Annotated in this window: 27 protein-coding genes; 8 read left to right on the top strand and 19 right to left on the bottom strand. The window is 65.8% G+C overall.

Features of this window, described 5'->3' with window-relative positions; translation table 11 throughout:
• Nucleotides 1-34: 34 nt before the first annotated feature.
• Complete coding sequence (locus tag ACQCS0_RS02895) at nucleotides 35-940, top strand: LysR family transcriptional regulator (protein WP_354155396.1); 906 nt, start codon at nucleotides 35-37, stop codon at nucleotides 938-940.
• A 15-nt stretch (nucleotides 941-955) separates the two neighbouring features.
• On the opposite strand, the gene ACQCS0_RS02890 is transcribed toward ACQCS0_RS02895, so the two are convergent.
• Together ACQCS0_RS02890 and ACQCS0_RS02885 are read right to left on the bottom strand one after the other, a co-directional pair.
• Complete coding sequence (locus ACQCS0_RS02890; RefSeq protein ID WP_354155397.1) at nucleotides 956-1906, bottom strand: fused MFS/spermidine synthase; 951 nt, start codon at nucleotides 1904-1906, stop codon at nucleotides 956-958.
• Between the two features lie 102 nt (nucleotides 1907-2008).
• A complete protein-coding gene (locus ACQCS0_RS02885) occupies nucleotides 2009-2515 on the bottom strand; it encodes a hypothetical protein (protein WP_354155398.1) in 507 nt (168 codons plus the stop codon).
• A gap of 189 nt (nucleotides 2516-2704) precedes the next feature.
• Between ACQCS0_RS02885 and ACQCS0_RS02880 the strand changes: the two genes are divergently transcribed.
• From ACQCS0_RS02880 to ACQCS0_RS02865, 4 genes are all read left to right on the top strand, one after another.
• Nucleotides 2705-3640 (top strand): hypothetical protein, encoded by a 936-nt coding sequence (locus ACQCS0_RS02880; RefSeq protein ID WP_354155399.1) that lies wholly within the window; start codon nucleotides 2705-2707, stop codon nucleotides 3638-3640.
• Nucleotides 3640-4071 carry a phage holin family protein gene (locus tag ACQCS0_RS02875; RefSeq protein WP_354155400.1) on the top strand — a complete coding sequence of 144 codons (432 nt, stop codon included), beginning with the start codon at nucleotides 3640-3642 and terminating at the stop codon, nucleotides 4069-4071. Before ACQCS0_RS02880 ends, ACQCS0_RS02875 begins: the two co-directional genes overlap by 1 nt.
• Nucleotides 4068-4667: a DUF3618 domain-containing protein gene (locus ACQCS0_RS02870; protein WP_354155401.1), complete on the top strand. Its 600-nt coding sequence runs from the start codon at nucleotides 4068-4070 to the stop codon at nucleotides 4665-4667. The genes ACQCS0_RS02875 and ACQCS0_RS02870 overlap by 4 nt, the downstream gene beginning before the upstream one ends.
• Nucleotides 4668-4781: 114 nt before the next feature.
• Nucleotides 4782-5891: a YihY/virulence factor BrkB family protein gene (locus ACQCS0_RS02865; RefSeq protein WP_354155402.1), complete on the top strand. Its 1110-nt coding sequence runs from the start codon at nucleotides 4782-4784 to the stop codon at nucleotides 5889-5891.
• 197 nt (nucleotides 5892-6088) lie between these two features.
• Here ACQCS0_RS02865 and ACQCS0_RS02860 read toward each other — a convergent pair whose 3' ends face one another.
• From ACQCS0_RS02860 to ACQCS0_RS02835, 6 genes are all read right to left on the bottom strand, one after another.
• Nucleotides 6089-6889, bottom strand: a complete 801-nt coding sequence (locus ACQCS0_RS02860) for a glycosyltransferase (protein WP_354155403.1) — start codon at nucleotides 6887-6889, stop codon at nucleotides 6089-6091.
• The gene (locus ACQCS0_RS02855) at nucleotides 6849-8258 is read right to left on the bottom strand and encodes a PIG-L family deacetylase (protein ID WP_354155404.1); all 1410 of its coding nucleotides are present in this window, start codon (nucleotides 8256-8258) and stop codon (nucleotides 6849-6851) included. Before ACQCS0_RS02855 ends, ACQCS0_RS02860 begins: the two co-directional genes overlap by 41 nt.
• Nucleotides 8252-9409 carry a hypothetical protein gene (locus tag ACQCS0_RS02850; protein WP_354155405.1) on the bottom strand — a complete coding sequence of 386 codons (1158 nt, stop codon included), beginning with the start codon at nucleotides 9407-9409 and terminating at the stop codon, nucleotides 8252-8254. The genes ACQCS0_RS02855 and ACQCS0_RS02850 overlap by 7 nt, the downstream gene beginning before the upstream one ends.
• Nucleotides 9410-9431: 22 nt before the next feature.
• Complete coding sequence (locus ACQCS0_RS02845; RefSeq protein ID WP_354155406.1) at nucleotides 9432-9911, bottom strand: DNA starvation/stationary phase protection protein; 480 nt, start codon at nucleotides 9909-9911, stop codon at nucleotides 9432-9434.
• 99 nt (nucleotides 9912-10010) lie between these two features.
• Nucleotides 10011-10688 carry an O-methyltransferase gene (locus ACQCS0_RS02840; RefSeq protein ID WP_354155407.1) on the bottom strand — a complete coding sequence of 226 codons (678 nt, stop codon included), beginning with the start codon at nucleotides 10686-10688 and terminating at the stop codon, nucleotides 10011-10013.
• A gap of 179 nt (nucleotides 10689-10867) precedes the next feature.
• Entirely contained in the window at nucleotides 10868-11191 is a 324-nt protein-coding gene (locus tag ACQCS0_RS02835; protein ID WP_141139239.1) for a thiamine-binding protein, read from the bottom strand.
• 120 nt (nucleotides 11192-11311) lie between these two features.
• On the opposite strand from ACQCS0_RS02835, the gene ACQCS0_RS02830 reads away from it, so the two are divergent.
• Nucleotides 11312-11947: a helix-turn-helix domain-containing protein gene (locus tag ACQCS0_RS02830; RefSeq protein ID WP_354155408.1), complete on the top strand. Its 636-nt coding sequence runs from the start codon at nucleotides 11312-11314 to the stop codon at nucleotides 11945-11947.
• A 79-nt stretch (nucleotides 11948-12026) separates the two neighbouring features.
• Here ACQCS0_RS02830 and ACQCS0_RS02825 read toward each other — a convergent pair whose 3' ends face one another.
• Nucleotides 12027-12794, bottom strand: a complete 768-nt coding sequence (locus ACQCS0_RS02825; RefSeq protein ID WP_426940211.1) for an integrase catalytic domain-containing protein — start codon at nucleotides 12792-12794, stop codon at nucleotides 12027-12029.
• Nucleotides 12795-13502: 708 nt separating this feature from the next.
• On the opposite strand from ACQCS0_RS02825, the gene ACQCS0_RS02820 reads away from it, so the two are divergent.
• Nucleotides 13503-13721, top strand: coding sequence for a hypothetical protein (locus ACQCS0_RS02820; RefSeq protein ID WP_282329703.1), 219 nt, complete (start codon nucleotides 13503-13505; stop codon nucleotides 13719-13721).
• Nucleotides 13722-13726: 5 nt separating this feature from the next.
• Here the strand turns inward: ACQCS0_RS02820 and ACQCS0_RS02815 are convergent, their stop codons facing one another.
• From ACQCS0_RS02815 to ACQCS0_RS02790, 6 genes are all read right to left on the bottom strand, one after another.
• Nucleotides 13727-14035: a hypothetical protein gene (locus ACQCS0_RS02815; protein ID WP_354155409.1), complete on the bottom strand. Its 309-nt coding sequence runs from the start codon at nucleotides 14033-14035 to the stop codon at nucleotides 13727-13729.
• Between the two features lie 54 nt (nucleotides 14036-14089).
• Nucleotides 14090-14350 carry a hypothetical protein gene (locus tag ACQCS0_RS02810; RefSeq protein ID WP_426940022.1) on the bottom strand — a complete coding sequence of 87 codons (261 nt, stop codon included), beginning with the start codon at nucleotides 14348-14350 and terminating at the stop codon, nucleotides 14090-14092.
• A gap of 109 nt (nucleotides 14351-14459) precedes the next feature.
• Nucleotides 14460-14771: an AzlD domain-containing protein gene (locus ACQCS0_RS02805; RefSeq protein ID WP_354155410.1), complete on the bottom strand. Its 312-nt coding sequence runs from the start codon at nucleotides 14769-14771 to the stop codon at nucleotides 14460-14462.
• Complete coding sequence (locus tag ACQCS0_RS02800; RefSeq protein WP_354155411.1) at nucleotides 14768-15583, bottom strand: AzlC family ABC transporter permease; 816 nt, start codon at nucleotides 15581-15583, stop codon at nucleotides 14768-14770. The genes ACQCS0_RS02805 and ACQCS0_RS02800 overlap by 4 nt, the downstream gene beginning before the upstream one ends.
• Nucleotides 15580-16068, bottom strand: coding sequence for a hypothetical protein (locus tag ACQCS0_RS02795; protein ID WP_354155412.1), 489 nt, complete (start codon nucleotides 16066-16068; stop codon nucleotides 15580-15582). Before ACQCS0_RS02795 ends, ACQCS0_RS02800 begins: the two co-directional genes overlap by 4 nt.
• A 74-nt stretch (nucleotides 16069-16142) precedes the next feature.
• The gene (locus ACQCS0_RS02790; protein WP_354155413.1) at nucleotides 16143-17051 is read right to left on the bottom strand and encodes a glycerophosphodiester phosphodiesterase family protein; all 909 of its coding nucleotides are present in this window, start codon (nucleotides 17049-17051) and stop codon (nucleotides 16143-16145) included.
• 50 nt (nucleotides 17052-17101) lie between these two features.
• Between ACQCS0_RS02790 and ACQCS0_RS02785 the strand changes: the two genes are divergently transcribed.
• Nucleotides 17102-18451 (top strand): DUF445 domain-containing protein, encoded by a 1350-nt coding sequence (locus ACQCS0_RS02785; protein ID WP_354155414.1) that lies wholly within the window; start codon nucleotides 17102-17104, stop codon nucleotides 18449-18451.
• Nucleotides 18452-18541: 90 nt separating this feature from the next.
• Here ACQCS0_RS02785 and ACQCS0_RS02780 read toward each other — a convergent pair whose 3' ends face one another.
• The 4 genes from ACQCS0_RS02780 to ACQCS0_RS02765 all read right to left on the bottom strand — a co-directional run bounded on the left by ACQCS0_RS02780 (nucleotide 18542) and on the right by ACQCS0_RS02765 (nucleotide 23553).
• Entirely contained in the window at nucleotides 18542-19291 is a 750-nt protein-coding gene (locus ACQCS0_RS02780; protein ID WP_354155415.1) for a 5-oxoprolinase subunit PxpA, read from the bottom strand.
• Nucleotides 19281-20084 (bottom strand): hypothetical protein, encoded by an 804-nt coding sequence (locus tag ACQCS0_RS02775; RefSeq protein ID WP_354155416.1) that lies wholly within the window; start codon nucleotides 20082-20084, stop codon nucleotides 19281-19283. Before ACQCS0_RS02775 ends, ACQCS0_RS02780 begins: the two co-directional genes overlap by 11 nt.
• Nucleotides 20085-20340: 256 nt before the next feature.
• A complete protein-coding gene (locus ACQCS0_RS02770; RefSeq protein ID WP_354155417.1) occupies nucleotides 20341-22683 on the bottom strand; it encodes a glycosyl hydrolase family 65 protein in 2343 nt (780 codons plus the stop codon).
• Nucleotides 22684-22764: 81 nt separating this feature from the next.
• Complete coding sequence (locus ACQCS0_RS02765; RefSeq protein ID WP_354155418.1) at nucleotides 22765-23553, bottom strand: HAD-IA family hydrolase; 789 nt, start codon at nucleotides 23551-23553, stop codon at nucleotides 22765-22767.
• Nucleotides 23554-23990: the final 437 nt, after the last annotated feature.

Below are 23990 nucleotides of genomic sequence, written 5' to 3'. Positions count from 1 at the left end.
CAAACCAGCACCCACTGTGTGCACAATTGCAGATATGAAGGCTAATCCCGATGATCTCCTGGTCCTGCTCGCGGTGTCCCGCTCCGCAAAATTTACGACGGCGGCGCAAGTGTTGGGGCTGAACCACACCACCGTTTCGCGTCGGATAGCCACCCTCGAGAAGGCGCTCGGCGGCCGCGTCCTGGCCCGGGCGGCCGGCGGCTGGGAACTGACGGAGCTGGGCACGGACGCTGTCCGGGTTGCCGAACAGGTTGAGGCAGCGGTGAGTGCGCTGGGACCGGCAGGCCAGGCACCTGACCCGATTACCGGCGTCGTACGCATGACCGCGACCGATGGCTTCAGCGCCTACATTGCCGCACCCGCGGTGGCGCGGCTCCGCCGGAAACACCCGGGGCTGAGCGTGGAAGTGGTGACTATGACCCGGCGGGCCCTGCAGCAGCGGTCGGGCCTGGACATCGAAGTAGTGGTGGGCGAACCGCAGGTCCACCGGGCCGAAGCTGTGCAATTGGGCGAGTACATGCTGGGGATGTACGCCTCGCATGCCTACCTCGCCGAGAACGGGACGCCGGCGAGCGTGGCTGAACTGACGGAGCACCCGCTGGTCTACTTTGTAGATTCCATGCTGCAGGTGGACGATCTGGACGCACCCCGGCGGCTGGTGCCTGCCATGCGCGAAGGGCTCACCTCCACCAACGTGTTTGTCCACGTGGAGGCCACACGTGCCGGCGCAGGCATCGGCTTCCTGCCGTGCTTTATGGGCAATCTGCACACTGACCTGGTCCGGCTGCTCCCCGACGACTTCGCCGAGTTGCTCCCGTATTGGATGGTGCTTCGGCCCGATTCGATGCGCCGCCCCGCCGTGGCCGCCGTTGTACAGGCTCTGCGCGACCAAACGGCGGCGCACCGGAATGCCCTGCTGGGCCGGGGAAACCGTGCTTGAGCCCGTCGAAATCGGCTAACCCTCAGTCGCTGGTGCGGGTGGGTCGTGACGAACCGGGGAGTTCGCGGCGAAGGCGCGCACCTGGGCGTCGTTCCAGATGTGGGCCGGGACGGCGCCGCCCAGCAGTCGGCGGGCCAGCTGCGGGTCTCCGTCGAGCGGGCTGTCGCTGCCGGCCATGACCATGTTGCCGTAGCGGCGGCCCTTCAGCATGGCGGGGTCGGCGATGATGACGGTGTATTTGAATGCGGCCGCGATGGTGGCGGCGTCTTCACGCGCATTCTTCAGGTCGGGCGCGTCGCCGGAATTCACCACATAGATGCCGCCCGGCGCCAGGACCCGCTGGATGTGGTCATTGAACTCGGCGGTGGTGAGCGGCCGCGGTGTGAGTGAACCGGCAAACACGTCTCGGATGATGAAGTCGCGGCTGTCCGGTGTCAGCGTCTCGGTGACCTCGCGGGCCTCTCCCACACGGAGCCGAAGGAACGGTGCCTTGGGCAGGTCGAACCAGCCGCGGACATACTCTGCCAGTTTGCCGTCGAGCTCCACCACCACCTGCCGGGCGTCAGGATAGGCGGCGTGGAAGTAGCGGGCCAGCGAACAGGCCCCGCCACCCAGATGCAGTCCGCGCAGCTTCTGCGTCCCGCTCGCGGCGGGCGGGACCACCCTGGCTCCGCTCTTGCCGGCCTGCGGCGGCCAACGGGACTCAATCAGGGCCGCCATCCAGCGCATGTACTCAAAATCGAGGAACAACGGATCGGCGAGGTCTATGTGGGAGCTCATGACACCGTTGATCTTCAGGAGCCACCCGTTGGAGTTGTCCTGGTCCGCAATGAGCTCGCAGTCGCCGGTATCAACGTAGTAGACGCCCTCAACCGGGCCCTCAGGACGGCTCCCCTTGGGCACCTCGATGACACCCGCCGTCGAACGCTGGCTGTTCCGCCCGCCTGACTTGGCACGCTTTGCCATTACCCGTGTGCCGCTTCAGTCATGGATCAACCATAAGTGACCACCCAGCGCCGGCGGTCCGGCCCGGCCTCAGTCCAGACCGGTCCGGGCGCCGCAATCTGGCTAGGTTGCCAGCGGCCTGTCCCGATCTTCCTTTTCCTGATCCCGCCGAAGTGCCTCCGCCCGGGTGGCATCGGAGCGCGTGGCGTCGGTGCGGATGGCGTCGTCCGGATGCATGTCGGCGTCGGCCCGCATGGCATCGGTACGCGCTGCGTCCCCGTCCTGATCCATGTCGGGGTCCAGGGCATCAGCCTTCTGGGTGCGCTCGGCCACGTCTTCCCGGAGCGACCTGGCAGCGTCGGCCTTCTGCTCAGCCTCCTGCTTCAGCCTCGCAGCGTCCACCTGTGCCTTTTCCGCGTCGGCACGGGCGCGGGTGGCCCGGGCTTCGTTCTCACGCGCATCGAGCTCGATGTTCTCGGCTTTCCTGCGCATTTCGGCGGCCTTTTCGCGGTGTGATTCGTCCCGCTTCTGCTGCATGGCCTGACGGCGACGCCCGGTCACCAGCCACAGCACAATCAGGACCAGCACAACGATGGCAATAATCACCCAAACCCACGATGTTGTATCCACGACTGCCCACCCTTTCCACTTCATTGTGACGGGGTCCCTGCGATGCCGGGCGGCAGGCGATACGAACCCCTTTTGAAATTCAGGTAGGAAGGGTACTTACCTTCCGTTACTAATCATGCTTACTATTTTACGGCCAGTATCGCTGGTTCTTAATCAACAACAGGCCTTCTTTGGAAAGAGAGAGCGAAGATGACAGAGAACCAATGGCCCGAGGATTCGGCTTACCCGTCTCCACCGGCCACCCACGGAACCACAGGAGAACGTGCGCCAAGTACGTTCCCCAGCACGTTACCCACTGCAGCGCCGCAGACGGGTGATACCTACGGGACCTCCCGCACGGATGCAGCCAAAGAAGAAGCCGGAGATGTGGCGCGGACCGCGGCAGATTCCGCACAGAGTGTGGCTGAAACCGCCAAGTCGGAAGCGGCCAACGTCGCATCGGAGGCCAAGGCGAACACCAAGGAGCTCCTGCACCAGGCCCGCCATGACCTCACCCAACAGGCCAGCGCGCAGCAGCAGAAGGTAGCCAGCGGCCTCCGGTCAGTCTCGGACGAACTGCACGCCATGGCTCAGGCGTCCGACCAGCCCGGGGTGGCCACCGACATGGTCCGCCAGGCAGCGGAACGTTCCTCGTCCGTCGCCACCTGGCTGGACGGACGGGACCCGGGGTCGCTCCTGGACGAGGTCAAAACCTTCGCCCGGCAGCGACCCGGGACTTTCCTGCTTCTCGCGGCCGGCGCAGGAGTCCTTGCCGGCCGGCTCAGCCGCAGCCTGAGCGCCGGCGCACCAGAGTCCGCGTCGAATTACCCTGGCACGGGCGGCCAGCATGTCGCGGGTCCTGGCGGCTACACGCCGTCGGCTGGTGGCACTGTCCCGCCCCCGCCGGTGCAGTTGCCGGGCCCGGCCTACAACACGGCAGGGTTCGACGGCGGCGCACCGGGGAGCAGCTACGGTGACCCCTCGCGTCCCGCCAGTACGTTGGACCGCCCGCAGCTCGCGGAGGAGTGGTCTGATGAGCGCCGCGACGACGATCCCTTGCCGGATGGCGCTTTCGCCGACGATCCTATGGCCAACGACCCCCTGACCCGGGACCGCTCCGCAGACGGCCAGGCTGGCAGGCTCTGATGAGCAGCCAGATACCTGCGCCTCCCCCGTCTGCGGCGCATGCTAAGGCGGACAACACGTCGTTGGGTGACCTGCTCGGCGAGGTGACGCGCGACCTTTCCACGCTCATGCGCCAGGAAGTGGAGCTTGCCAAGGCCGAACTCAAGGAATCCGCCAGCAAGGCAGGCAGGGGAGGTGGCATGCTGGCCGGCGCCGGCGTAGCCGGCCACTTCGTGCTCCTGTTCCTGTCAATCGCCCTCTGGGTCGCGTTGGGCGGGCTGATGGGACTCGGCTGGTCCGCCGTCGTCGTCGCTGTCATCTGGGGCGTCATCGCCGCTGTGCTGGCCTCCGTGGGCCGCAGGGAGCTCAAAACTGTAAAGGGCATGCCCCAAACCGCTGAAACACTCCAGAAAATTCCCCCAACCCTAAAACCCGGTGAGGTAAAACCATGAGCGACAACCCGGACGTTATCCGTTCAGATATTGAGGCAACCCGCGCCCGCCTGGGCACGAGCGTGGACGCGGTGGCAGACAAAGTGACGCCGTCGAACATCGTCCATCGTCAGACAGACAAGGTCAAGGACGCCGTGTTCGGAGTGAAGGAGAAAGTCATGGGAACAGCCGACGCCACCAGCCGCGTGCATGGTGGCACCCGCACCGACAGTGCAGGCAACGCCCTCATCGAAGCGGGTGCTGCCATCGGTGACGCTCCGCACCAGGTGAAGGCCAAGACGCAGGGCAACCCGCTTGCTGCTGGGCTCATCGCTTTCGGCGCCGGCCTGCTGTTGTCATCGCTGATCCCGGCGAGCGAGAAGGAACGCGAAGCAGCGGATGCCCTCAAGTCCGCCGCCGAACCGTTGACCACCGAGCTGACCGAGGCCGCTAAGGAGATCGCTGAGGGCTTGAAAGAACCGGCGCGGGAAGCCATGGAGAACGTCAAGGCCACCGCCGCCGACGCGGCCGAACACGTCAAGACAGAAGGCCAGGTTGCGGCAGCGGACGTCAAAGACCGTGCCGCGGACGCGAGGGAGAATGTGCAGAACACGTAACGGCGACGGCCCCTGAGGGCGCCAAAACCTTACGACTACAGCGCGCAGACGGGCCGGTTCCGCCTCCCCAGGCGGAACCGGCCCGCTCCTTTTTCCAACATCGGAGGACACCCCATGACCACTCACGACGCGCCCGAAACCAGCACCGCCAAGGCGTGCAGCGCTCCGGCGCCCGACGATTCCCGGAAACCGGATAGCCCCACCGACGTCACCAAACCGTCCTGGCAGTTCATCGCCAAAAAAACGATCAGGGAGTTCAGCAAGGACCAGTGCCCCGATCTGGCGGCAGCCCTGACCTATTACGCCGTGCTTTCACTGTTCCCGGCGTTGCTGGCATTGGTTTCACTGGTAGGCCTTTTCGGCGATGCGGAAAAGACCAGCACGGCCCTGCTCGAAATCGTCCGGGGCGTTGCGCCCGCAGACACTGTGAACACCGTCAGCGGGCCCGTGCAGGAGCTCGCCGCCGCGCCTGCCGCCGGACTTACCCTGTTCGTCGGCCTCGCAGCTGCGCTGTGGTCAGCCTCCGGATATGTCGGAGCGTTCGGCCGGGCCATGAACCGAATTTACGAAGTGGATGAGGGCCGCCCCTTCCTGAAGCTGCGCGGAACCATGCTGGCCGTGACGTTGCTGGCAGTGGTCACGGTGGCCGTCCTCGCCGGCTTGCTGGTGCTCAGTGGACCGGTCTCGGAGGCAGTCGGCGGGGCCATCGGGCTCAGCGACACGTTCCTCACTGTCTGGAACATCGCCAAATGGCCCGTGATCGTGGCCCTGGTCATGGCTATCATCGCCATGCTCTACTACGCCACGCCCAACGTAAGGCAACCCAGGTTCCGGTGGATGAGCATCGGCTCGTTTATCGCCTTAGTGGTGTTCCTGTTGGCCTCGCTGGGTTTCGCCTTCTATGTGGCCAACTTCGGCAATTACAACAAAACGTACGGCGCGCTCGGCGGTGTGATCGTGATGCTGCTCTGGCTGTGGATCCTGAACATGTCGCTGCTGTTCGGGGCAGAGTTCGACGCCGAGATGGAGCGGGGACGGCAACTCCAGGCCGGAATCGAGGCCGAGGAGACCATCCAACTGCCGCCCCGGGACACCAAGAGGAGCGAGAAGATACAAGAGCAGGAGGAGGACGATATCCGGCGCGGCCGCGAGCTGCGTGAGCACCATCGGAACGGCGCGGAGCAGTCGGAACGGGACACCACCACGCCGGACCCCGAGGACTAGGCAGGGCACCCAACTTAGAGGAAAATTAATACCAGCAGATTCCTTCGGGTTTCCCGGGGCCGTGGCGTCCCGGGTGTCAGGCGGGGTCGGCGGCGAGGTGGCCTCTCCTGAGACCGAGGCCAGTCCCCCCAGTCGTCGTCGGCCCCCTCATTGTGTTCGCTGCGCAGCATCCATGTGGTTCCACCGTTTATGCTTCTTCAGCGTTCGAACGCCACAGCGGATTCCATGCCCAGAGCCAGCAGATAGGCGCCGAATCCCTGCGGCGCCCGGGCCTCGGTCCGCCCGGAGGTCACAACCCGGACCGCGTCCGTGGAAGTTATTCGGTACCCGTTGCGGCGCAGCTGTGCTGCCAGGACCCGGTCCTCATGCGAGGGCTGGCAGGGAAAGCCGCCAGCCCCAATGTAGGCCGAGGCCCGTACCCCGAAATTCGCACCGTACACATGGGGATGGTCCTCCCCCAGCGGATGCCGAACGTGCCAGCGCCGCAGGAGTTCGCCGTCCATCCCGGCCGGATCCGGTTCCACCGTTCCCAAGACTGCATCGGCGCCGCGGTCAGCCAGTTCCACCTGGCGGAGGAGCCAGTTGTCCGGAACGCAGGAATCGGCGTCTGTATTGGCCAGCCACACCCGTTCGGTGGCCAGCACGCGGCCCGCCCGCGCACGGTCCGGCCCGCGTCCTGCGAGCAGCAGGTTAATCCCTGCCCTCCGGCTCCTCCCCACGCTGCGGAACACGACCGGCAGCAGGGTGATGCGGCCATCCGCCGCTGCAAACCGCGCCGCCACGGTGCCCGAGCCGTCCGTGCAGGCGTCCAAAACCACCACGATGGCGACGTCGATCTCCGGTTGGCTTTGCTGCAGCGCATCAGCTGCGCTACTGAGCGCTGCCAGCGCACGTGCCAGGTGCGGTTCCTCGTTATGGACCGGAATGACCGCGGCAACCTGCTCGATCCTGCCCATCTCAGGACACCGGAGGTCCGGGATCGCCGGCGTCGCTGCCATCGGCGGGAGCCACGAGCGTTTCCAGCACAAAATCGCGTTCCTGGTACAGACCGGCGGTGGGCCACCGCAGCCGGTTCCGGGCCAGCGCGTGGACCGAGTCGCCGTCGAGCTCCCATCCGGAAACCGGGTGCCGCCAGTGGCACAGCAGCAGCGTGCCGCCCGGCGCCATCGATTCCTGGATCCGCTGCAGCAGCACCTCCAACTCTGCCGCCGACAGGTAGTAGCCCACCTCGGAGACCACCACGAGGTCGAAGCGGCCCCCGGGCCAGTCGGCAGGGAGCGTCAACTGCCGCGTGCTGACGCCGGGAAACGGCGCGAGACGGCGGGCCGCAAGATCAAGCGCGGTACCGCTGGCATCCACGGCAAGCAGGCTGGCGCATCTGGTGGCCAGTTCGGCGGTCAATGTTCCGATGGAGCAGCCGATTTCCAGGCCAGAAAAGTAGGTCTCCTGGGGCAGCGCGGCGAGGGTGAGGGTGCGCTTGCGCCGCTCGTACCAGCTGGTGGTGTACGCCCAGGGGTCATCGGACTTCGCGTGTACGGCGTCGAAGATCCGTTGCGCGTCCGCGCTGGAATGGGGAGGGGATGGGACCAGTTGGGCCCCCGGCGGCGTCCAGGCGAATGTCTCAAAAGAGCGCCTGAAATGTTGCAGCAGCCCCTCGCCGAGGAGCACTTCGTCCCCGGGGAGCCCGGACAGCGGACGGATCTGGCTCGTGTGGGAGTCCATGGCGGATCTCTTCGCCGCCTGCTGTTCAGTACTTAGCGGAAAGCGCGCCCAGGACCGCCAGGCAGGGTCCTCCGGGGAGGCCCACAACCAGTACCAGATGGGATACTCCAGCAGGCCGTGCCCATCGACGCCGGCGACGTCCGCAGCCACCGCGCCGAGGGCGTTGTGGTCCGCGTGCCCGTCATCCCGGTAAGGGGCCACAATCGCCAGCTGCTGCGGTGGGCCGGTGAATCGGCCAATGGCCTCGCGCAGCCGGCTGGCGATTTCCGGCGCCAGTTCTTGCAGGCCCCTGTCCGGCAGACCGAGGAAGCGCCAGCGTCCGGCCATCCCCAGGACTCGCATCGCCGCCGCAAACTCCTCAAGCCGGACGGCGGCGAGCTGTTCAGGCGTGGTTGTAGCCGAGTCCGGGTGCGAGCCCTCCCCCGCCGTGCACAGCAGCACCTCGACGTCGGCGCCCAGCGAGTGCAGCAGCTCCAGCAGGCCCCCGGCGCCCAGGGTCTCGTCGTCGGGGTGTGCAGCCAACACCACGAACCGCATGGCAGCCAATTCGTTTTGCCCCAACGGCAACTCCGCTATCGCGGCGAGCCCGCTCGCCGCCCAACGGGCCTCGGCAGTCCCCTGGTCCGTGTGCGAAAAAGTCACCACAGATGTTCCCCCTTCAGCGTCAGTTTTCCCAGCTGCGCATCGTCTCGCATTGCATGGTGCTGGCGCACGTACAGCGCCAGGTCAGCCATGCGCTTGGCATACGGTTCGTCAAACGCCAGCGGCGCCGGTCCCCGGTTCTGGCTTACCAGGGAGAGGACGCGTTCGACGGCGGCCGCTACGGTTCCGCGTACGCGTAACGCATCGCTCCATACGCTCCGGTTCGTCCCTGTGTGCGCCCCTGGCTTCCGGGTGTTTTGCCTGGCTTCAGGGCTGCGGCCTCCAGTCTGCGGTGCATCTTCCCCGGTGGACAGGCCGCCGTCGTCAATAGCTGTTGCTGTTCGCGCCAGGTACTGGAGCGCGGCGGTGAGGATCCTGTCTGTTTCGCCGAGTGCAGCCAGGGCAATCTGGTCAGGTTCGCGGCCGGACCGGGCTGCGGCAGCCAACGCATCTTTGTAGTCCCGTGCCACGCCCACGGCGCCCCCCAGCCAACAGGCAGCTACCCCCATGCCACCCCAGGCAAAACCGGGCCGGCTGAAATACCAGCCGTCGCTGCCCAGCTGCTGCGCGGGCACGTGGCTGAAATGGACCGTACCGCTGGGAATCTCCCGCAGCCCGCGGGCCACCCATGCCGGCTCGTCACAGGTCACGCCCGGATGCCAGAGGTCCACGGCAAAGGCGGCTCGTCCGCCGGTTTCTGTGTGGGCAGTGATAACGGCCCGGTCCAGGAGCGCCGCCACGGAACACCACGGCTTGGACCCGATTAATAGAATTCCGGCGTCACCGGTCTTGGCCTCGAGGCGAAGCCCTGGGCCTTCGGCGGCAAACACTCCCCATGCCCCCGCGCGGTCGGCAGGATCGTGGGCCGCCCGATAGTTCTCTGACTGGGCAAGGATCGCTTGGGCATCCACATGCGGTTCAAAAATACGGCCGGCGGCAACGTCCACGGCGGAGACGGAAGCGAGCAGCTCCCAGAGATGGGCAGTATGCCCGCCCCCCGGCTGCGGCCAGTTGCCTCCCGCGTCCCGGGCCAACGACAGCAGCGCGGGAACGTCGCCGGCAACGGAGGCCACGGAGTCGAGCAGGGGAACTGTCCAAGCCAGCTGGGATTGGGTTGAGATCATGCGGACGGGCAGGTGGGGCGATGCGGACATTCTGGCGTTTCTCCGGCCCGAGCTACTTTGCCGCCGGGTCCGTGACGGCGGCGGACGGCGTCATGGTTTCAGCGTTGACCATCCATGCCAGCTGTTCCAGGCGTTCGATGCCGGCATGCAGCAAGTCGGCGCTGGTGGGATCCTCTTCGTCCACCTCATCGTGGACATCCCGCATGGTTTTCACCGTCCGCTCCAGCCTGGCCGTGACCAGTTTGACGGCATCTTTCGTAGAAATCAGCCCGCCGGTGAGCTCATCAATGCGTGTGTCTGCGGCTACGGTCCGGCTCCGCCCGTCGGGCAAGGCGTGCAGTGCCCGCATCCGCTCTGCCGTCTGGTCGGCAAACAGCCGGACACTGGCGATGATCTCGTCCAGTTGCAGGTGGAGGTCTCTGAAGTTGGTGCCCACGATGTTCCAGTGGGCCTGTTTGGCCTGGAGATGGAGCTCAATCAGGTCCGTGAGGACCATCTGAAGGTTGCTGGCAAGGGTGGGTGACGCTTTCATCGTGTTCCTCCAGTGCAGGCGACTCCGGACGGAGCATTGGCCGGACAGTCATTCTAAGCATACTTAGCAATTGACCAATGACCCGGCCGCGCTGTGCGCTCAGCGGACGCGTGCCAGAGCGAACCCGTCCCAGCCCTTGGAGCCGACAGTCTGGATCACGGTGGCGTCGAGCTGCGGGTGCCGGCCCAGCAGCTCCAGGGCGCTGATGATCCCGGGGGCGTTGACCTGGTCCATGGAAGGATCCAGCACGGCGCCCTCCCAGACGGCGTTGTCCAGGACAACCGTGGTTCCCGGCCGGCCCAGGCGCACGGACCACTCGAGGTACGCGACGTTGTTTTCTTTGTCCGCATCGATGAACACAAAATCGAACGGCTCCTGACCCTCCGCCTGCAGCGCGGCCAAAGTGTCCAGGGCAGCGCCCACCCGGACCTCTACCTTGTCCCCCAACCCGGCCGCCTCCACATTCGCCTTGGCGATGTCCGCATGCTTCGCGAGATATTCGCACGTCACCAGCCGGCCGCCGTCGGGCAGTCCCTGCGCCATCCAGATGCTACTGAACCCGGCCAGGGTGCCGATCTCCAGAACCCGCCGGGCGCCGGACAGCTGAACCAGGAGCTTAAGCAGCTTGCCGGCGTTGGGCGTGACTTCAATGGGCGGCATCCCGGCGTCGACGGCGGAGCGAACCGCCTGCTGGAGCGCAGCGTCCGGATGCACCACTGTGGTGGCGAGGAAGTCTTCCACGGCCACCCACCCCGGCTGAGTCTTGTGCTCAAACATGGCCACAGTCTGGCACGCGGGCATGCGCCGGTCCAGGACTCGGCGCATGAAACCCGTCCAGTGACTGCGGGGGAGCATCACGCAGAGCAGGCTTTTGGCTCACCCCGGGCGTCACATCCTTGAATTGACGCGGGTACGGCCACCCGGCGGCGCCAAAAGCAGGCTTTGCGTGACAGGAATTAGGAGCCGTCTGAGAGTGCCTCTTCGAGGCGATCCACCTTGGCGCTGAGCTCACCCTTGTAGCCAGGCCGGATGTCCGCCTTGATGACCAATGAGACACGGCTGCCAAACTCTCCCACGGCTTCGGTGGCGCGCTTGACGACGTCGAACACCTCATCCCATTCGCCCTCGATGGTGGTGAACATTGAGTCCGTCTGGTTGGGCAGGCCCGACTCCCTTACGATCCGCACGGCGGCCGCAACGGCGTCGTGCACTGAAGCGTCGGTGGGACGCGATCCCCCGGCGGGCGTACCGGACGGGGCGACTGAAAATGCAAGCAACATAGGGCAAGTCTGTCATGCAGCCGAACCCGGAACGGGTTTAGCGAGGCCGGCAAAGCGTCACATAGCCGGCTACCCTCCGGTAACCGTGATGGCTGCCTGCCGCATTGCTAACCTGAACGAATGAGCATTGCTGTCGTCCGCAAGCCACTACGCGCAGACGCTGCCCGGAACGTGGACAAGATCATCCTGGCCGCGCGCCAGTGCTTCCGGGAGCATGGTCCCGAGGTTCCACTCCAGACCATTGCGTTGACGGCGGGCGTTGGCCCGGCCACCCTGTTCCGGAACTTCGCCGACAAGGAGGAGCTGGTCCTGGCCGCCCTCAACCGGCAGCTCCGCGAGACCGTGGACCCCGTCATGGCGGGCGCATTGGCTGACATCGACGCAACCGCGGGGCTGCTGCGCGTCCTCGAAGCCCTCATGGCCGCGGCCAGCGCTGATGCCAACCTGCTGGGCGCCGTTGCGGGCCGCCGCGAACTCCTCACCGGCATCACCGGCTCACTGATGGACTCCATGAGCGTTCTGCTGGGCCGCGGCCAAGGTCAAGGCACCCTGCGTTCCGATATCTCCATGACTGACATGTTCCGCCTGCTCGCTATGCTGATCGGCGTTGTGGACACCATGGAACCGGGTTCCGATGCCTGGCGCCGCCCCCTGGCACTGATCGAGGATGCCATCCGCGCTGAACGGCCCCACCGCCCGTTGCCCGCGCACGTACCGCTGCCCGCTCCGCAGCTGCGGGGTCCACAGTTCACCTGACACTCCACGCCTAACCAACCGCCGGGCCGGCTAAGCAATGACTGCACAGAGCCCCGGTGGCCCCACGAAACGACTCATGTCAAGATGCACGCGAAAGTGTCTTGCTTGCCTCATCTAATTGTGCTCGCGTGGATGATGCTTCCAGTGCCCGTGTTTTCGCTGCGGCGAGTGCGATCAGCTGGGTCTGGATCTTGGTGATGCCGCGGGTGAGGTCGGCCGGGTTGGTGATCTCCATCAGCTCGGCGAGTTCCGCGGCTTTAGCTCCGGTCAGGATCCCGGAATCGATCACGCGTTGGTACGGGGTACGCGGTTTGTCATAGATGCGGGCCTTCTTCCCGTGCTTATTGGAGCGCCAGCCGACCGCTTTCGTGGTGGCGGTGAAGAGGTTCAGCCGTACCCGCACGAGGGCGTAGAGGGCGTTGAGCAGCTTCAGCTCCGCGGCGGTATCGTAGCGGTAGTGGAAGGCGTGCCGGCGGACCACGTCGCCGTTTTTCTGCTCGACGTGGGCGTTGTCGTTGGACTTGTACGGCCGGGACCGGGTGAAGTAGATGTCCTTGTCATCGACCCATTTGATCAGGGCGTAGTTGATGAACTCTCCTCCGTTATCGGTATCCAACCCGACCATGGGGAACGGCAGCCGTGCCACGACCTCATCCATTGCCTCCAGCACCCATTTGTGCGCGCCGTTGCGGACCGCGACGTTCTCGGTCCAGCCGGTGAACACGTCCGTGGCGGTGAGGGTCCTGGCGAATTCCCCGGCCAGGGTGGGGCCGCAGTGGACGACCATGTCGGCTTCGATGAAACCGGGAGCCTGTTCGTGTTCATCCCCGGCCTTGCGGACCGTGATTGAGTTGCGCAGCAGGGCCCGGCCTTGGTCGCGGACAGGCCTTTAGGCCTGCCGGCGTCCTTGGTCGGTTTGAGCAGCCGGTCGATGGTGGCACCGGAGACCTTCAGCAGCTGCGCCCTCACCTCAGGGGTCAGCCTGTCCTTGTCCAGTTCCCCGAAGGCCTCAAGCTTGGGCAGCCACAGGTCCATGGTGGCGGCCAGGTACTTACCCGACGGCATCCCCGCGAACCGCCACACCTCGATCAGGACCTTGAGGGTGCCGTAGCCGTAAGTACGTCCCCGCGGCTTCCGCACAACAGCCTTCGCAGGACCCTTACGCTTACGGGCCGTGGACAGCGCCCGACGGGCATTGGCCCTTGACCAGCCGGTGACGGCCACCAGCTCATCGAGCACCGCCCCCTTGGCCTTCTTGGCTCCTTTCGCATAATCGCGTGCGTACTGCTTCGTGATTTCCCTACGCGTACCCATCGACAGGCCCATCCCTCATCGTCACCGCCGTGCCCGTGGCGGCCCGTGATTTACGCGAGCGTTTCTCAAATGAGGCACGCACCCCATCTCGCGAGCACTATTGATGAGTCTGGTCGCCCCATTGTTGGTGCCCCAAGGTTGGATTAGACTCGGGTAGGGTTACGCAGCCAGCCTCTGAATCTTCAGAGGGAGCAATAGTGAAACAATCGCGGCGCAATCATTCCAACGCCATCGTCCGCCGATGAACCAGGCTGACCTGTCCCGGCTCATCCACGACCCCCTAGGCCCGGAGAAGATCCTTCCTTCGTTGGCAGCTGAAGACCTGGCCAATCTGCTGGACACCCTCTTCCAAAACCTCGACACTCCCACCCCAGTGTTCGGTGCGCAGGTTTGGTACGAGCTGGGAGTTGAAGAAAGCGCCCGCCGGACCGGGTCGCCAGAGGATGAACAAACGGCCTGACCGGCCTACGGCTGGGGTTCTTCAGTCGGGGTTTCCTGGCGCCCGGCGCTGTCTTTCCCCTCCGCCGCGGTGTGTTCCTTGCCATGGTTGTGCGGCGCATGATCGTAGTCATGGGGCACATGCTCCTTGGCCTCCACCAGGTGCTGCTGCAGCTTCTCCTCTGCGTCGCGACGGCGCCGGGAAGTATCCCGCAGTTCCCGCGTCGATTCGGAGACGCTGGTGTCGTACACCGGACGCGGCCTCGGGTCCGAGCCTTTGGGGTTATCGGTTCTGCTGCCTGGATCGGGTGCGTTGGGATCGGTCTCATCATTCATCTAAGGGGCTCCTTTAGGCATTGCAAACCGCTTCACGCCGATATTTTCCGGCCTTCAGCCGTCCGGTTCCGTTTCCCGGATTCGGAGTTCGGCCCGAACCGCCGCGTGCAGGGCGGCCATATCCGCTCCCCGGCCGAGGTCCAGGGCCCGCCGTATGCGCTCGGAAAGTAAATCCAGGTCCTCGGGCGGAAGGTCGGCCAGGGACAGGAACCGGGTAAAGAAGCGCTTGACCGGCAGCCCTGCTCGCCAACCTTCAAGTGCTGGACGGTGAGTCTTGCCGGGTCTTGCACCGGCTGGGTGCAGCCTTATCTCCATGGTCAGCGCTCTCAGGAGAGTCCACGGCCAACTGCATAGCCAGGCCCATGCTACAACGCATGTGAACCGCACCACCAGTAGTTTGATGCCGGTTTCGCAAGATGGACAGTCAGTTCCAACCGATCAGCCGCAGCAGGGCTGCAGCACCGGCACCCACCACAACCACCACGAGGAAGGGCGCCCGAAAGGCCAGTGCGACGGCCGCGGCGGCGAGGGCTCCCAGCCGCGCGTCGGCGGCCAGCGTCTGGCCGGACGCCACAGTGTTGACGATGGTCAGCGATGCCAGCAATCCGATGGTCATGGTGCCGGCAATACGCGACATCCGGGGGTCCTTCAGCAGCTTCGCCGGGACGAAATAGCCCACCAGCTTCCACCCATAGGCAAGGACGCACGCCAGCAGCAACCAGATCCAGAGATTCATGTGCCCGCCTGCACTGCCTGCCCGTGGCCGTCCCCTTGCTTGTCCCGACGCGCGTCCACTTGATTGTCCCGGCGCCTGTCGTTGCTCCGGTCCCGGCGCCTGTGGTGCCCATCGTAGGGATCCACGTCCGGTTCCAGGCCTTCATCACTGCGTCCGTGGCTGAACCAGCCGATCAGCGCGGCCACCACGGCGGCGATCAGGATGGGCACGCCCGCGGGAACGAACGGCACGGCCACCACCGTGGCCAGGGCGCACACCACGGCAATCGCCGCCGGTTCCCGGCCCTTGAGCCGCGGCCACAGCAGAGCCAGGAATGCGGCCACCGCGGCACCGTCCAGGCCCCATTGCCTGGGATCGCCCAACCCGCTGCCGGCGAGGGCACCCACGGCGGTGAACAGGTTCCAGAGAATGTAGATGCCAATGCCGGCCGTCCAGAAACCCCGGCGTTGCTCATCAGGATCAGTCTGCCCGCTGCTGGTGGCGGTCGACTCGTCGATGGTGACCTGCGCCGCGACATAGCGCCGCCAGCCGGTCGGATGCAGGAGCGCGTTGAGCTGCATGCCGTAGATGCCGTTCCGCATGCCCAACAGCGTGGCCGCGCTCATGGCGGCAATACCGGATCCTCCGCCCGCCACCACACCGATGAACGCGAACTGGGAGCCGCCGCTGAAGAGCAGCAGGCTGAGGGCCATGGTTTGCCAGAAATCCAGTCCGGAGGTGACGGACAGCGCGCCGAAGGAAATCCCGTAAAGCCCCGTTGCAATGCTGATCGAGATTCCCACCCGCACGGCGGGCGAGGCAAGCAGCTTCATCGCCGTCGTCCCGGTTTCCGCAGGCTCCAGGCCCACAGGATCAGCGGCAGCTGAAGCGGCAGCCTGACAGCATGCACGTTGCGCTGCGCCGGCGAACCGGCAGGGCCATACGCGCGTCGAAGGGCGTCCACGTGCCCGGCCAGGAAGACGGTGAACATTGCAGTCACGGCGGTTGCGGTTGCGCGGCGTATGCCGGGTATCAAAAGTCCGACGGCGGCACCCGCCTCCAGCAGTCCGCTCACCGCAATCCATTCCTCCCGTGACATCACCGCCAGGGGCCGCCTAACGCCGTCAGTCGCTGGTATTTCGCGCCCCTCCGGCGACTGGCCGCCGGCAATTGGCGCCTCGCGGCAAAGATAGTCGGGGACAACCTGCTCGAAGAACCGTGGCTCGCGGAAGTGCTTCATGGCGCTGGCCATCAGCAGCGCGCTCATGGCCGCCGCGGAGACTGTTTGGGTGGCCCGGGCGGACCAGCGAAAAGGCATGGGTCCACTCAATCACAGCGCCGCGCCAGCGGCTAAACAGCAGCGACCTAAACAACACGGCAGACAGCACCGGCTCAGGAGGGCAGCTGGACCTGTTGCCCGCTCGGTTGGAGCTGCGCCAGCACACTGGCAGGTTTGTTCGTGGTGATTTCGTGGATCCCCAGTCCCTGGCAGAGCGCCACGTCCCGCTCGGAATCCACGGTCCACACGCGGAAGCGGCGGCCGGATTCCAGCCAGCGCTGTACCGTCCGTGCGTGCTCGCGGACGTACATGATGCCTGGCCCCGCGAGTCCCACTTCGCAGTCATCCAGGATGCGTTCGCCTTCCAACTGCGCCGCCTTCATCAAATTGGCGATCGCGCCGCCAGTCAAGGGGCCAAGGCTCAGGTCGTCGCGGAGTTCGTCGACGTCGATGTCGTCCACCAACTGGCAGATGCATTCGGCCGGCACGCTCCGGAGCAGATGCTTCACCGAATCGGGGCTGAAGCTCATGAAGGTCACCCGGACGTTGTCCACCATCGAAGTTCCAGCGTCCCAGCCTTCGCCCCGGAGCACGCCCAGCACACGGTCTTCCAGTTTCAGCTGGTAGGGACTGGGGTGCTTGAACTCGATGGCCAGTCCGATGGGGCGGCCAACGCCGCGCAGGATGTTTAGGAGTTCCGGCAGGGTAAGGAACTGCTCAGACCGGGCACCGTATTCCTCCGGGATCCGGGCGCCCTTCCAGGACGAAAAGTCCAGCAGCCGCAACTCCGCCAGCGTTCGGTCCGCGACGGGCCCGGTCCCGTCCGAGGTCCGGTCCAGGTTGGCGTCATGCAGCAGGACGGCGTGCTGGTCCCGGGTGAGGTGGACGTCGCACTCAACCCCGTCAGCGCCGTCGGCTATCGCCTGCAGGTAAGCGGCGCGCGTGTGCTCGGCAAATGCCGCGCTGGCGCCCCGGTGAGCGAAAACCAGTGGCCTTTCCGGCACAGACTCCTCGAATGTCATGAGGACACGCTAGCGGACGCAGCCCGGCGGCGCGGGACTAGGCTGGGCACATGCAGGTGAACTCTGAGCCAACTACCCGCCAGCCCCCGCCCGGGCCCGCAGATCCCGCGTCGCGGTCCCCCAAGGCGAGTGCCGCCGTCGCCGGTCATCAGCTCAGCGCCGGGGACGCCGAAAAGGCGGCAGCGCTGCGGAAAATGAAGCTTCTGGCGCTGGGACTCCTCATTGCCATGGCGGTCATTTTTGTCTTCGCGTTCGCGCTGCAGAAGGAGTATCCGTGGCTGCAGTACGTCCGCGCCGCGGCTGAGGGCGGCATGGTGGGCGCGCTGGCCGACTGGTTCGCCGTCACCGCGCTCTTCAAGTACCCCATGGGCATCAAGATCCCGCACACCGCCATCATCCCGCGCCGCAAGGACCAGATCGGGGCGTCGCTCGGCGAATTTGTGGAGACCAACTTTCTGTCTGAACAGGTGGTCCAGGACAAGCTGGCCAGCGTAAACGTCGCCCGGAAGGCCGGGCAATGGCTCGCCGGGCCGGGTGGCGCCGAGCGGGTGGCGAAGGAGGGTGCCGCCGTCATCCGCGGTGCGTTCAAGGTGTTGAACGACGACGACGTCCAGGCGGTCATCGAGGGAATGGTGCGTAAGCACCTGCTGGCTCCGCCGTGGGGACCGCCCGTAGGCAGGATGGCGGAACGGATTTTCGCCGACGGGCACCATCACAAGCTGGTGGACCTGCTGGTGGACCGTGCCGCGGACTGGGTGGATGACAACCACGAAACGGTCAGCCGGCTGGTCTCGGACCGCTCCCCCACCTGGGTCCCGCAGTTTGTGGACGGGCTCGTGGGCGACAAGGTTTACGTGGAGATCCTCAAGTTCGCGCGCGCCGTGCAATCCGATCCCAACCACCAGGTGCGGCGGCAGATCGACAAGTACCTGAACGACCTCGCGCAGGATCTTCAGCACGATCCCGTCATGATCGACCGGGCCGAGGACATCAAGGCACAGGTTCTGGGAGACCCCGAGGTCCGCGAACTGGCCTCCCGCACCTGGGGAACCGTGAAGAGCGCCCTGCTGTCTGCGGTGGACGATCCGGACAGCGAGCTGACGGTGCGGTTCAAGGCGGCGGTGCGCGATTTCGGCTCACGCCTGGTGAACGACGCGGAACTGGCCGGCAAGGTCAACGCCTGGATCGGCGACGCCGCCGGCTACCTGGTGCGGACCTACCGCTCCGACATCGCAGGCGTGATCACCGATACCGTGGCCCGCTGGGATGCCGAGGAAACGTCGCAGAAAATCGAACTCCAGGTGGGCAAGGACCTGCAGTTCATCCGGATCAACGGCACCGTGGTGGGCTCACTGGCCGGGCTGGTCATCTTCAGCGCGGCGCACCTGGTCTTCGGCTGACCAGGCCCTTCCAAACCAACGCGGGGTCACTTACGGCCCATGTTGGCGCGCGGCATGGGCCGTAAGTGACCCCGCGTTGCAGTGGGCTGACTACGCGAAGGATTCAAGCTCGACGCCGGCGGCCTCAAGTCCGGCGCGGACACCGGCGGCCATCTCCACGGCCCCGGGGGTGTCGCCGTGGATGCACAGGGAGTCGGGCCTGACCTGAACCACCGTTCCGTCCAGGGCCACAACTTCGCCCTTCGTCGCGAGCCGCACGGCCCGCTCAACGATCGAACCGGCGTCGTGCAGGACAGCACCGGGCTGGGAGCGCGGCACCAAGGTCCCGTCCGCCTGGTAGGCGCGGTCCACGAAGGCCTCAACAAACACCGGGTGGCCGGCTTCCTTGGCCTGGATCAGCAACTGCGAGCCGGGCAGCCCGAGGATCGGCAGCCCGGGGTCGTAGGCCTGGATTGCGGCGACCACGGCAGAGGCCTGCTCGGCGTCGTGAACCAGGCGGTTGTACAGGGCACCATGCGGCTTGACGTAGTCAACGGAGGCACCGACGGCGTGCGCCACGCCGTCGAGCGCGCCCAGCTGATAGAGCACGTCGCCGAAGAGCTCATCGAAGGACATGTCCAGGGACCGGCGGCCGAACCCGGCCAGGTCCCGATACCCCACGTGCGCACCGACGGTCACATCAAGTTCGAAAGCGGCACGGCAGCTGTCGAGCATGGTGATGGGGTCCCCGGCGTGGAAACCGCAGGCCACGTTCGCGCTCGTCACGAGCCGGAACATCGAGGCGTCGTCCCCCATGTTCCACGAGCCGAACGATTCGCCGAGGTCAGCGTTAAGATCCAAGGTTGTTGCCCTCCAGAGTATGTATTTCCGGTTCCGCCGCCACGGCCTTGAGCTCCCCCGGGATGATGTCCGGCATGGGGCCGAAGGCTTCCTTGGCGTTCGCCACCACGGCGCGGCCCATTATGAGGTTACCGGCACCGCCCACCACCGCACCGATGCCGAACGGAAGCGCCCGGCCAAGCAGCGCAGTGCCCTGGCGTTTGAGCAGGTTCTTGAGGAAGGCCTTCTGGATCTTGTTCCGAATGGAACCGAAGCCCGATGGCATGGACTTGGTCAGCACATTGCCCCACGCCTGCGTCTGGCTGGCTCCCTTGCCCATGGCCTGGCCGCTCAGCGTTCCCAGCAGTGCCGTGCCTTCTTCGCCCAGCATGATGGCCATGACCATGGTGCTGGCCTTTTCCGGGTTGGTCAGCCGGATGCCATGGAGTTCCGCCAGCGACGTGGCGAAGAGGGCTGTGGCTTCCAGGAAGCCAACGGTAGCCGCAGCGGAGAGGCCCAGGGAAGCCACGGTTCCGACGCCGGGAACAACGGCAGTTGCGCCAACGATTGCACCGCCGCCAGCCACCGCCCGAAGGTAGTCGCGTTCGAGGATCTCCGCGAGCTTGGCGGCACTGGCGCGCGGGTGTTTGCGTTGCAGCCGCCGGACGTAGGCGAGCACCAGCGGCCGCTGGATTTCGACTGCCCGGAGGAGCACGTTGTGAACGCCGGGTTTCGGTTTGCCGTCGGAGTCGAACACCGCGTTGTGGGCGGTCTCCTGTGCGATACGTACTGCGGGATTTCTGCGCTTGGCCATGGTCACCTCTGCTTCGGTACTGCTTGTGTCCGCCGGCAGTTTTGGCTGCGGCCCTGCCTTAACACTAAGGGTGCTTAAGACTAATGCGGTTCCGGTCCCAACCGAACCGTGCCTCTGAGTTACGCCAAGAACCGGCCGAGCCTAGATGCTGTGGACCCTGCTGTGGGCCTGCGTTTCCATGCAAGCCAGCAGACGTGGAACGCACGACGGCGGCAGGAGACTGCCGCTTCAGCCTCACTTAAGGCGCGCAGTCACTTCAGGCGCGAAACCCCACGATGGGGAGGCTCGCCGTCGGAGGCCCGCCGGGGAAGACAGTGCGTTCCGGAACCTCAAAGGGAGCCAGGGCAACCCGGACTGCTTCTTCACCAATGGTGTGCACCTGGCCGCGGACATCGACGTCGAGCGGTCCGCCGCTGCGGATGCTGAGGGTGAGTGCACCGGCGTCGAGCTCCACCAGCAGCAGCCGGCCTTGGATCTTCAGGTGGAAGGACAATGCCTCCCACTCCGCCGGAAGCCTCGGATCGAAGAACGGCAGGTGGCCCTGGTCCCGGAGCCCGGCAAAGCCGGAGACAAGCGAGCTCCAGACTCCCCCGGCGGAGGCGATGTGCACGCCGTCGATGGTGTTGCCATGGGTGTCGTCCAGGTCGATGAAAACGGCGTTCGTAAAGTGCTCTAGGGCAGCTTCGGGGTGACCCACCTCGGCGGCCATGATTCCCTGCACGCAAGCCGAGAGGGTGGAATCGCCGGTGGTGATGGGATCATAGAAATCGAACGCCCGGCGCTTCTCCTCAGCGGAGAAATCCTGCCACTGCAGGAACATGGCCAGCACGGTGTCTGCCTGCTTCAGTACCTGGTGCCGGTAGATCACCAGCGGGTGGAAGTTCAGCAGCAGCGGGTACTTGGACCGGGGAGTGGTCCAGTCCCACGGCTCCAGGGTCATGAAGTCGTTGTCCTGCGAATAGACCTGCAGGTCATCGTCGAACGGCAGCTGCATGCGGTTCGACGCCTGCTCCCACAGCTCGCGTTCGGCGTCGTCGATCCCCGCGTGGTCCAGCGCGGCGGCGGTGCGCAGGTTAAACCTGGCCATCACGTTGGTGTAGAGGTTGTCGTTGACAACGGCCGTGTATTCGTCCGGTCCGGTGACGCCGTGGATGTGGAAGAGCCCGTCTTTTCCGAAGAATCCCAGGGAGCTCCACATGCGGGCGGTTTCGATCAACAGCTCGGCACCCATGCCCTCGCGGAAGGATTCGTCGCCGCTGGCCCACAGGTAGCGGTTGGTGGCGAAGGCAATGGCGGCTGCGATGTGGAACTGCGCCGTGCCGGCGGCGTAATAGGCGCTGGCTTCAAGGCCGTTGATGGTGCGCCACGGGAACAGCGCCCCGTCCACGCTGAGCTCCTTGGCCCGGATCTTGGCGGCCGGAAGCATGTCGTGCCGGAACTCCAGGACCTGGCGGGCGCCGTCGGGGTTGGTGTACGTGAGGTAGGGCAGGAGGTAGACCTCCTGGTCCCAGAAATAGTGCCCTTCATAACCTGAGCCTGTGACGCCCTTTGCGGGGATGCCGGCGATGTCGGCCCGGGCGGTGGCCTGGGCAAGCTGGAACAAGTTCCAGCGGATGGCCTGCTGGAGTTCGGGCTGGCCGCCCACCACGATGTCCGAAGTGGCCCAGTACGCGCGGTAGTGCTCGCCGCTCTCGGTGAAGATGTCCTCCACAGTACGGAGCCCGGCTTCGGCGGCCTCCGCGGCATCCCGCGCCGAGTCCTGGACGCCGCGGCCCGCTGCGTAACTGACGCTCTTTTCCAGCCGGAACGGCTCCTGGGCACCTACCGCCAGGACATAGCGGACGCTGCTGTCATCCTCGCCCGCCACAGTCTCGAAAGGCTGGTGCCCGGCCGAGGTCCAGTGGTCCACGGCGATTCCCACGCGCTGCCCGGATTCCGCCGCTTCCCAGGAGAGACGGAGCGAGCCGTCGCCGCCGTCGGTCCTTACCGGCAGGAGGACCCGGCCGGCGTGCCGGCCCGCCCGGCGCGGGTCATGCGCCGAGTGGTCCTCCACAGGCTGGTCCTGGCGGTTGATGACGTACGACGTCACGTCGGCGGAAACCTCGCGGTCCGACGCCACTTCGAGCGAGATGCCCAGGCTGCCACGTGAGGCGAAGCCCACGGCGCGACGTTCGGTGGTGGTCACCGTGGCGCCGGACCGGCACAGCCAGGTGATGCGGCATTCGTAGATGCCCGTGGCGAAGTCAACGGAGCGGTGGTAATCCAGGACTGTCGATTCGGCGAGCATGAGGCTCTCACCGTCAATGACCACTGTGAAGTTGTTCGCATCCGGGATGTAGATGATCCGCTGTCCGGTCCGGGCGAAGCCGAATGCGTTCTCCGCGTGCTTGATATCCCAGATCTCGTGCAGGCCATTGATGAAGCTCCCCGGAAGATCGGCGTCCGCGGCCGCCCAGTGGGCGCCACGGATACCCAGGTGCCCGTTGCCAAGGGCAAAGAGCGTTTCCAGCGTGCCCGCGCTGCCCGGCTGGTGGCGTGTTTCCACAAGCTGCCAGGGGGTGTTGGGGAACCGTTCACGGTCCGCGGTGATGAGAGCCATGGTGTTGGGGTCCTTTGGCGTTGTGCGGTGCGGGGAAGTGCTTCGTGCCTGAGGCCGGGGAGCGTCAGGCGGCGATTGGCGTTAGAGGAGCTCGTTGAGGTCGTTGACCACACGCGTGGCCCCGGCGTCGAGCAGGGTCTGCCGGCCGGCGCCGCGGTCCACGCCGATCACCGAGTGGAAGTGCCCCGCGCATCCGGCCTGGACGCCCGAGACGGCGTCCTCAACCACCACGCATTCTTCGCTGGGCAGGCCCAGCAGTTCCGCGGCGTACTGGTACGTGGCCGGGCTCGGCTTGCCGGGGAGGCCCTCGGCCGCAGCCACGACGCCGTCAACCACTATTTCGAAGTGCCTGTTCAAGCCTGCGGCCTTCAGGACAGCCGGAGCATTCCGGGACGAGGAGACCACGGCGACCTTGAGTCCGCGGCCCACCGCGGCTTCCAGGAAGCGCACCGAGCCTTCAAACGGCTCGACGCCGGCGCTGACGATGTCATTGAAGACCTTGTTCTTGCGGTTGCCCAGCCCCTGGACGGTGGCATCGGCGGGGTCCTGCCGGGTGGCATCTTGCTCGGCGCCCTCGGTGGGCGCATGACCGGCAGTGCCGTCACTTGGCGCACCTTCGGGCAGCACGATGCCGCGGGACGCCAGGAAGTCCCGGACGCCGTCGAACCTGGGCTTGCCGTCGATGTGGTCGAAGTAGTCGTCCTCGCGGTAGCCGGGCACATCCGGACGGGACGCCAGGAAACCCTCGAAAAGTTCTTTCCACGCCTGTTCGTGGACAGTGGCCGTGGGGGTCAGCACGCCGTCGAGGTCGAACAGGATGGCGGAGGCGGTGGTCCAGCTGGTGCTTCGGGTGTTCAGAACGTCAGTCATGCGCGATGTCCTTTCAGACGGCGGGCAACAGGCGGGCTGTCACGGGCGGGTTGTTACTGGACGGTAGGTAAATAGGCAGAAAAGTAGCGCGGGCCCGAAAAGCGGGGCAACAAGGAGGGGCCGAGCAGGAGCGGGGAGGGCGGCCACGATGCCGCCGGGTCAGCAGGGGCGGCTGAGGGCCAAGGTGAAAACCTCGGCGGGCCGGTGGGCTGCTGTTGAACGTTTTCTTCCATCATGGGCGTCTTGGCACGGCCTGACAACTTGGCGGACGTGGGCCGGCGGCGCAAGGCAGGCAGGAGGCATGGCACGTGGCATGGGTCCGGCTTCCTTTTCCGATGGTTTCAGTGACCCGCAAGAGTGGGCCACCGACGAGTGTAAGCGCTTACAGATTTGGCGTGCAACTGTTTTTTCTCATGGTGCGATACCGGACACACGCC

It is taken from the genome of Pseudarthrobacter sp. S6, from assembly GCF_050156575.1.
Lineage (GTDB): Bacteria > Actinomycetota > Actinomycetes > Actinomycetales > Micrococcaceae > Arthrobacter.
Note: the sequence above shows the minus strand (reverse complement) of the source record. Positions and strands in the feature narration are given on the sequence as shown.

Excerpts from the sequence above, each read along its gene's own strand:
- ACQCS0_RS02840 (WP_354155407.1), bottom strand. The coding sequence starts at position 10,688 with ATGTTTGAGCACAAGACTCAGCCGGGGTGGGTGGCCGTGGAAGACTTC.
- ACQCS0_RS02790 (WP_354155413.1), bottom strand. The coding sequence starts at position 17,051 with ATGACATTCGAGGAGTCTGTGCCGGAAAGGCCACTGGTTTTCGCTCAC.
- ACQCS0_RS02805 (WP_354155410.1), bottom strand. The coding sequence starts at position 14,771 with ATGAATCTCTGGATCTGGTTGCTGCTGGCGTGCGTCCTTGCCTATGGG.
- ACQCS0_RS02795 (WP_354155412.1), bottom strand. The coding sequence starts at position 16,068 with ATGCCTTTTCGCTGGTCCGCCCGGGCCACCCAAACAGTCTCCGCGGCG.
- ACQCS0_RS02835 (WP_141139239.1), bottom strand. The coding sequence starts at position 11,191 with ATGTTGCTTGCATTTTCAGTCGCCCCGTCCGGTACGCCCGCCGGGGGA.
- ACQCS0_RS02845 (WP_354155406.1), bottom strand. The coding sequence starts at position 9,911 with ATGAAAGCGTCACCCACCCTTGCCAGCAACCTTCAGATGGTCCTCACG.
- ACQCS0_RS02880 (WP_354155399.1), top strand. The coding sequence starts at position 2,705 with ATGACAGAGAACCAATGGCCCGAGGATTCGGCTTACCCGTCTCCACCG.
- ACQCS0_RS02775 (WP_354155416.1), bottom strand. The coding sequence starts at position 20,084 with ATGGCCAAGCGCAGAAATCCCGCAGTACGTATCGCACAGGAGACCGCC.
- ACQCS0_RS02865 (WP_354155402.1), top strand. The coding sequence starts at position 4,782 with ATGACCACTCACGACGCGCCCGAAACCAGCACCGCCAAGGCGTGCAGC.
- ACQCS0_RS02870 (WP_354155401.1), top strand. The coding sequence starts at position 4,068 with ATGAGCGACAACCCGGACGTTATCCGTTCAGATATTGAGGCAACCCGC.
- ACQCS0_RS02785 (WP_354155414.1), top strand. The coding sequence starts at position 17,102 with ATGCAGGTGAACTCTGAGCCAACTACCCGCCAGCCCCCGCCCGGGCCC.
- ACQCS0_RS02765 (WP_354155418.1), bottom strand. The coding sequence starts at position 23,553 with ATGACTGACGTTCTGAACACCCGAAGCACCAGCTGGACCACCGCCTCC.
- ACQCS0_RS02800 (WP_354155411.1), bottom strand. The coding sequence starts at position 15,583 with ATGAAGCTGCTTGCCTCGCCCGCCGTGCGGGTGGGAATCTCGATCAGC.
- ACQCS0_RS02770 (WP_354155417.1), bottom strand. The coding sequence starts at position 22,683 with ATGGCTCTCATCACCGCGGACCGTGAACGGTTCCCCAACACCCCCTGG.
- ACQCS0_RS02860 (WP_354155403.1), bottom strand. The coding sequence starts at position 6,889 with ATGGCAGCGACGCCGGCGATCCCGGACCTCCGGTGTCCTGAGATGGGC.
- ACQCS0_RS02875 (WP_354155400.1), top strand. The coding sequence starts at position 3,640 with ATGAGCAGCCAGATACCTGCGCCTCCCCCGTCTGCGGCGCATGCTAAG.
- ACQCS0_RS02810 (WP_426940022.1), bottom strand. The coding sequence starts at position 14,350 with ATGGAGATAAGGCTGCACCCAGCCGGTGCAAGACCCGGCAAGACTCAC.
- ACQCS0_RS02850 (WP_354155405.1), bottom strand. The coding sequence starts at position 9,409 with ATGTCCGCATCGCCCCACCTGCCCGTCCGCATGATCTCAACCCAATCC.
- ACQCS0_RS02815 (WP_354155409.1), bottom strand. The coding sequence starts at position 14,035 with ATGAATGATGAGACCGATCCCAACGCACCCGATCCAGGCAGCAGAACC.
- ACQCS0_RS02830 (WP_354155408.1), top strand. The coding sequence starts at position 11,312 with ATGAGCATTGCTGTCGTCCGCAAGCCACTACGCGCAGACGCTGCCCGG.
- ACQCS0_RS02895 (WP_354155396.1), top strand. The coding sequence starts at position 35 with ATGAAGGCTAATCCCGATGATCTCCTGGTCCTGCTCGCGGTGTCCCGC.
- ACQCS0_RS02820 (WP_282329703.1), top strand. The coding sequence starts at position 13,503 with ATGAACCAGGCTGACCTGTCCCGGCTCATCCACGACCCCCTAGGCCCG.
- ACQCS0_RS02890 (WP_354155397.1), bottom strand. The coding sequence starts at position 1,906 with ATGGCAAAGCGTGCCAAGTCAGGCGGGCGGAACAGCCAGCGTTCGACG.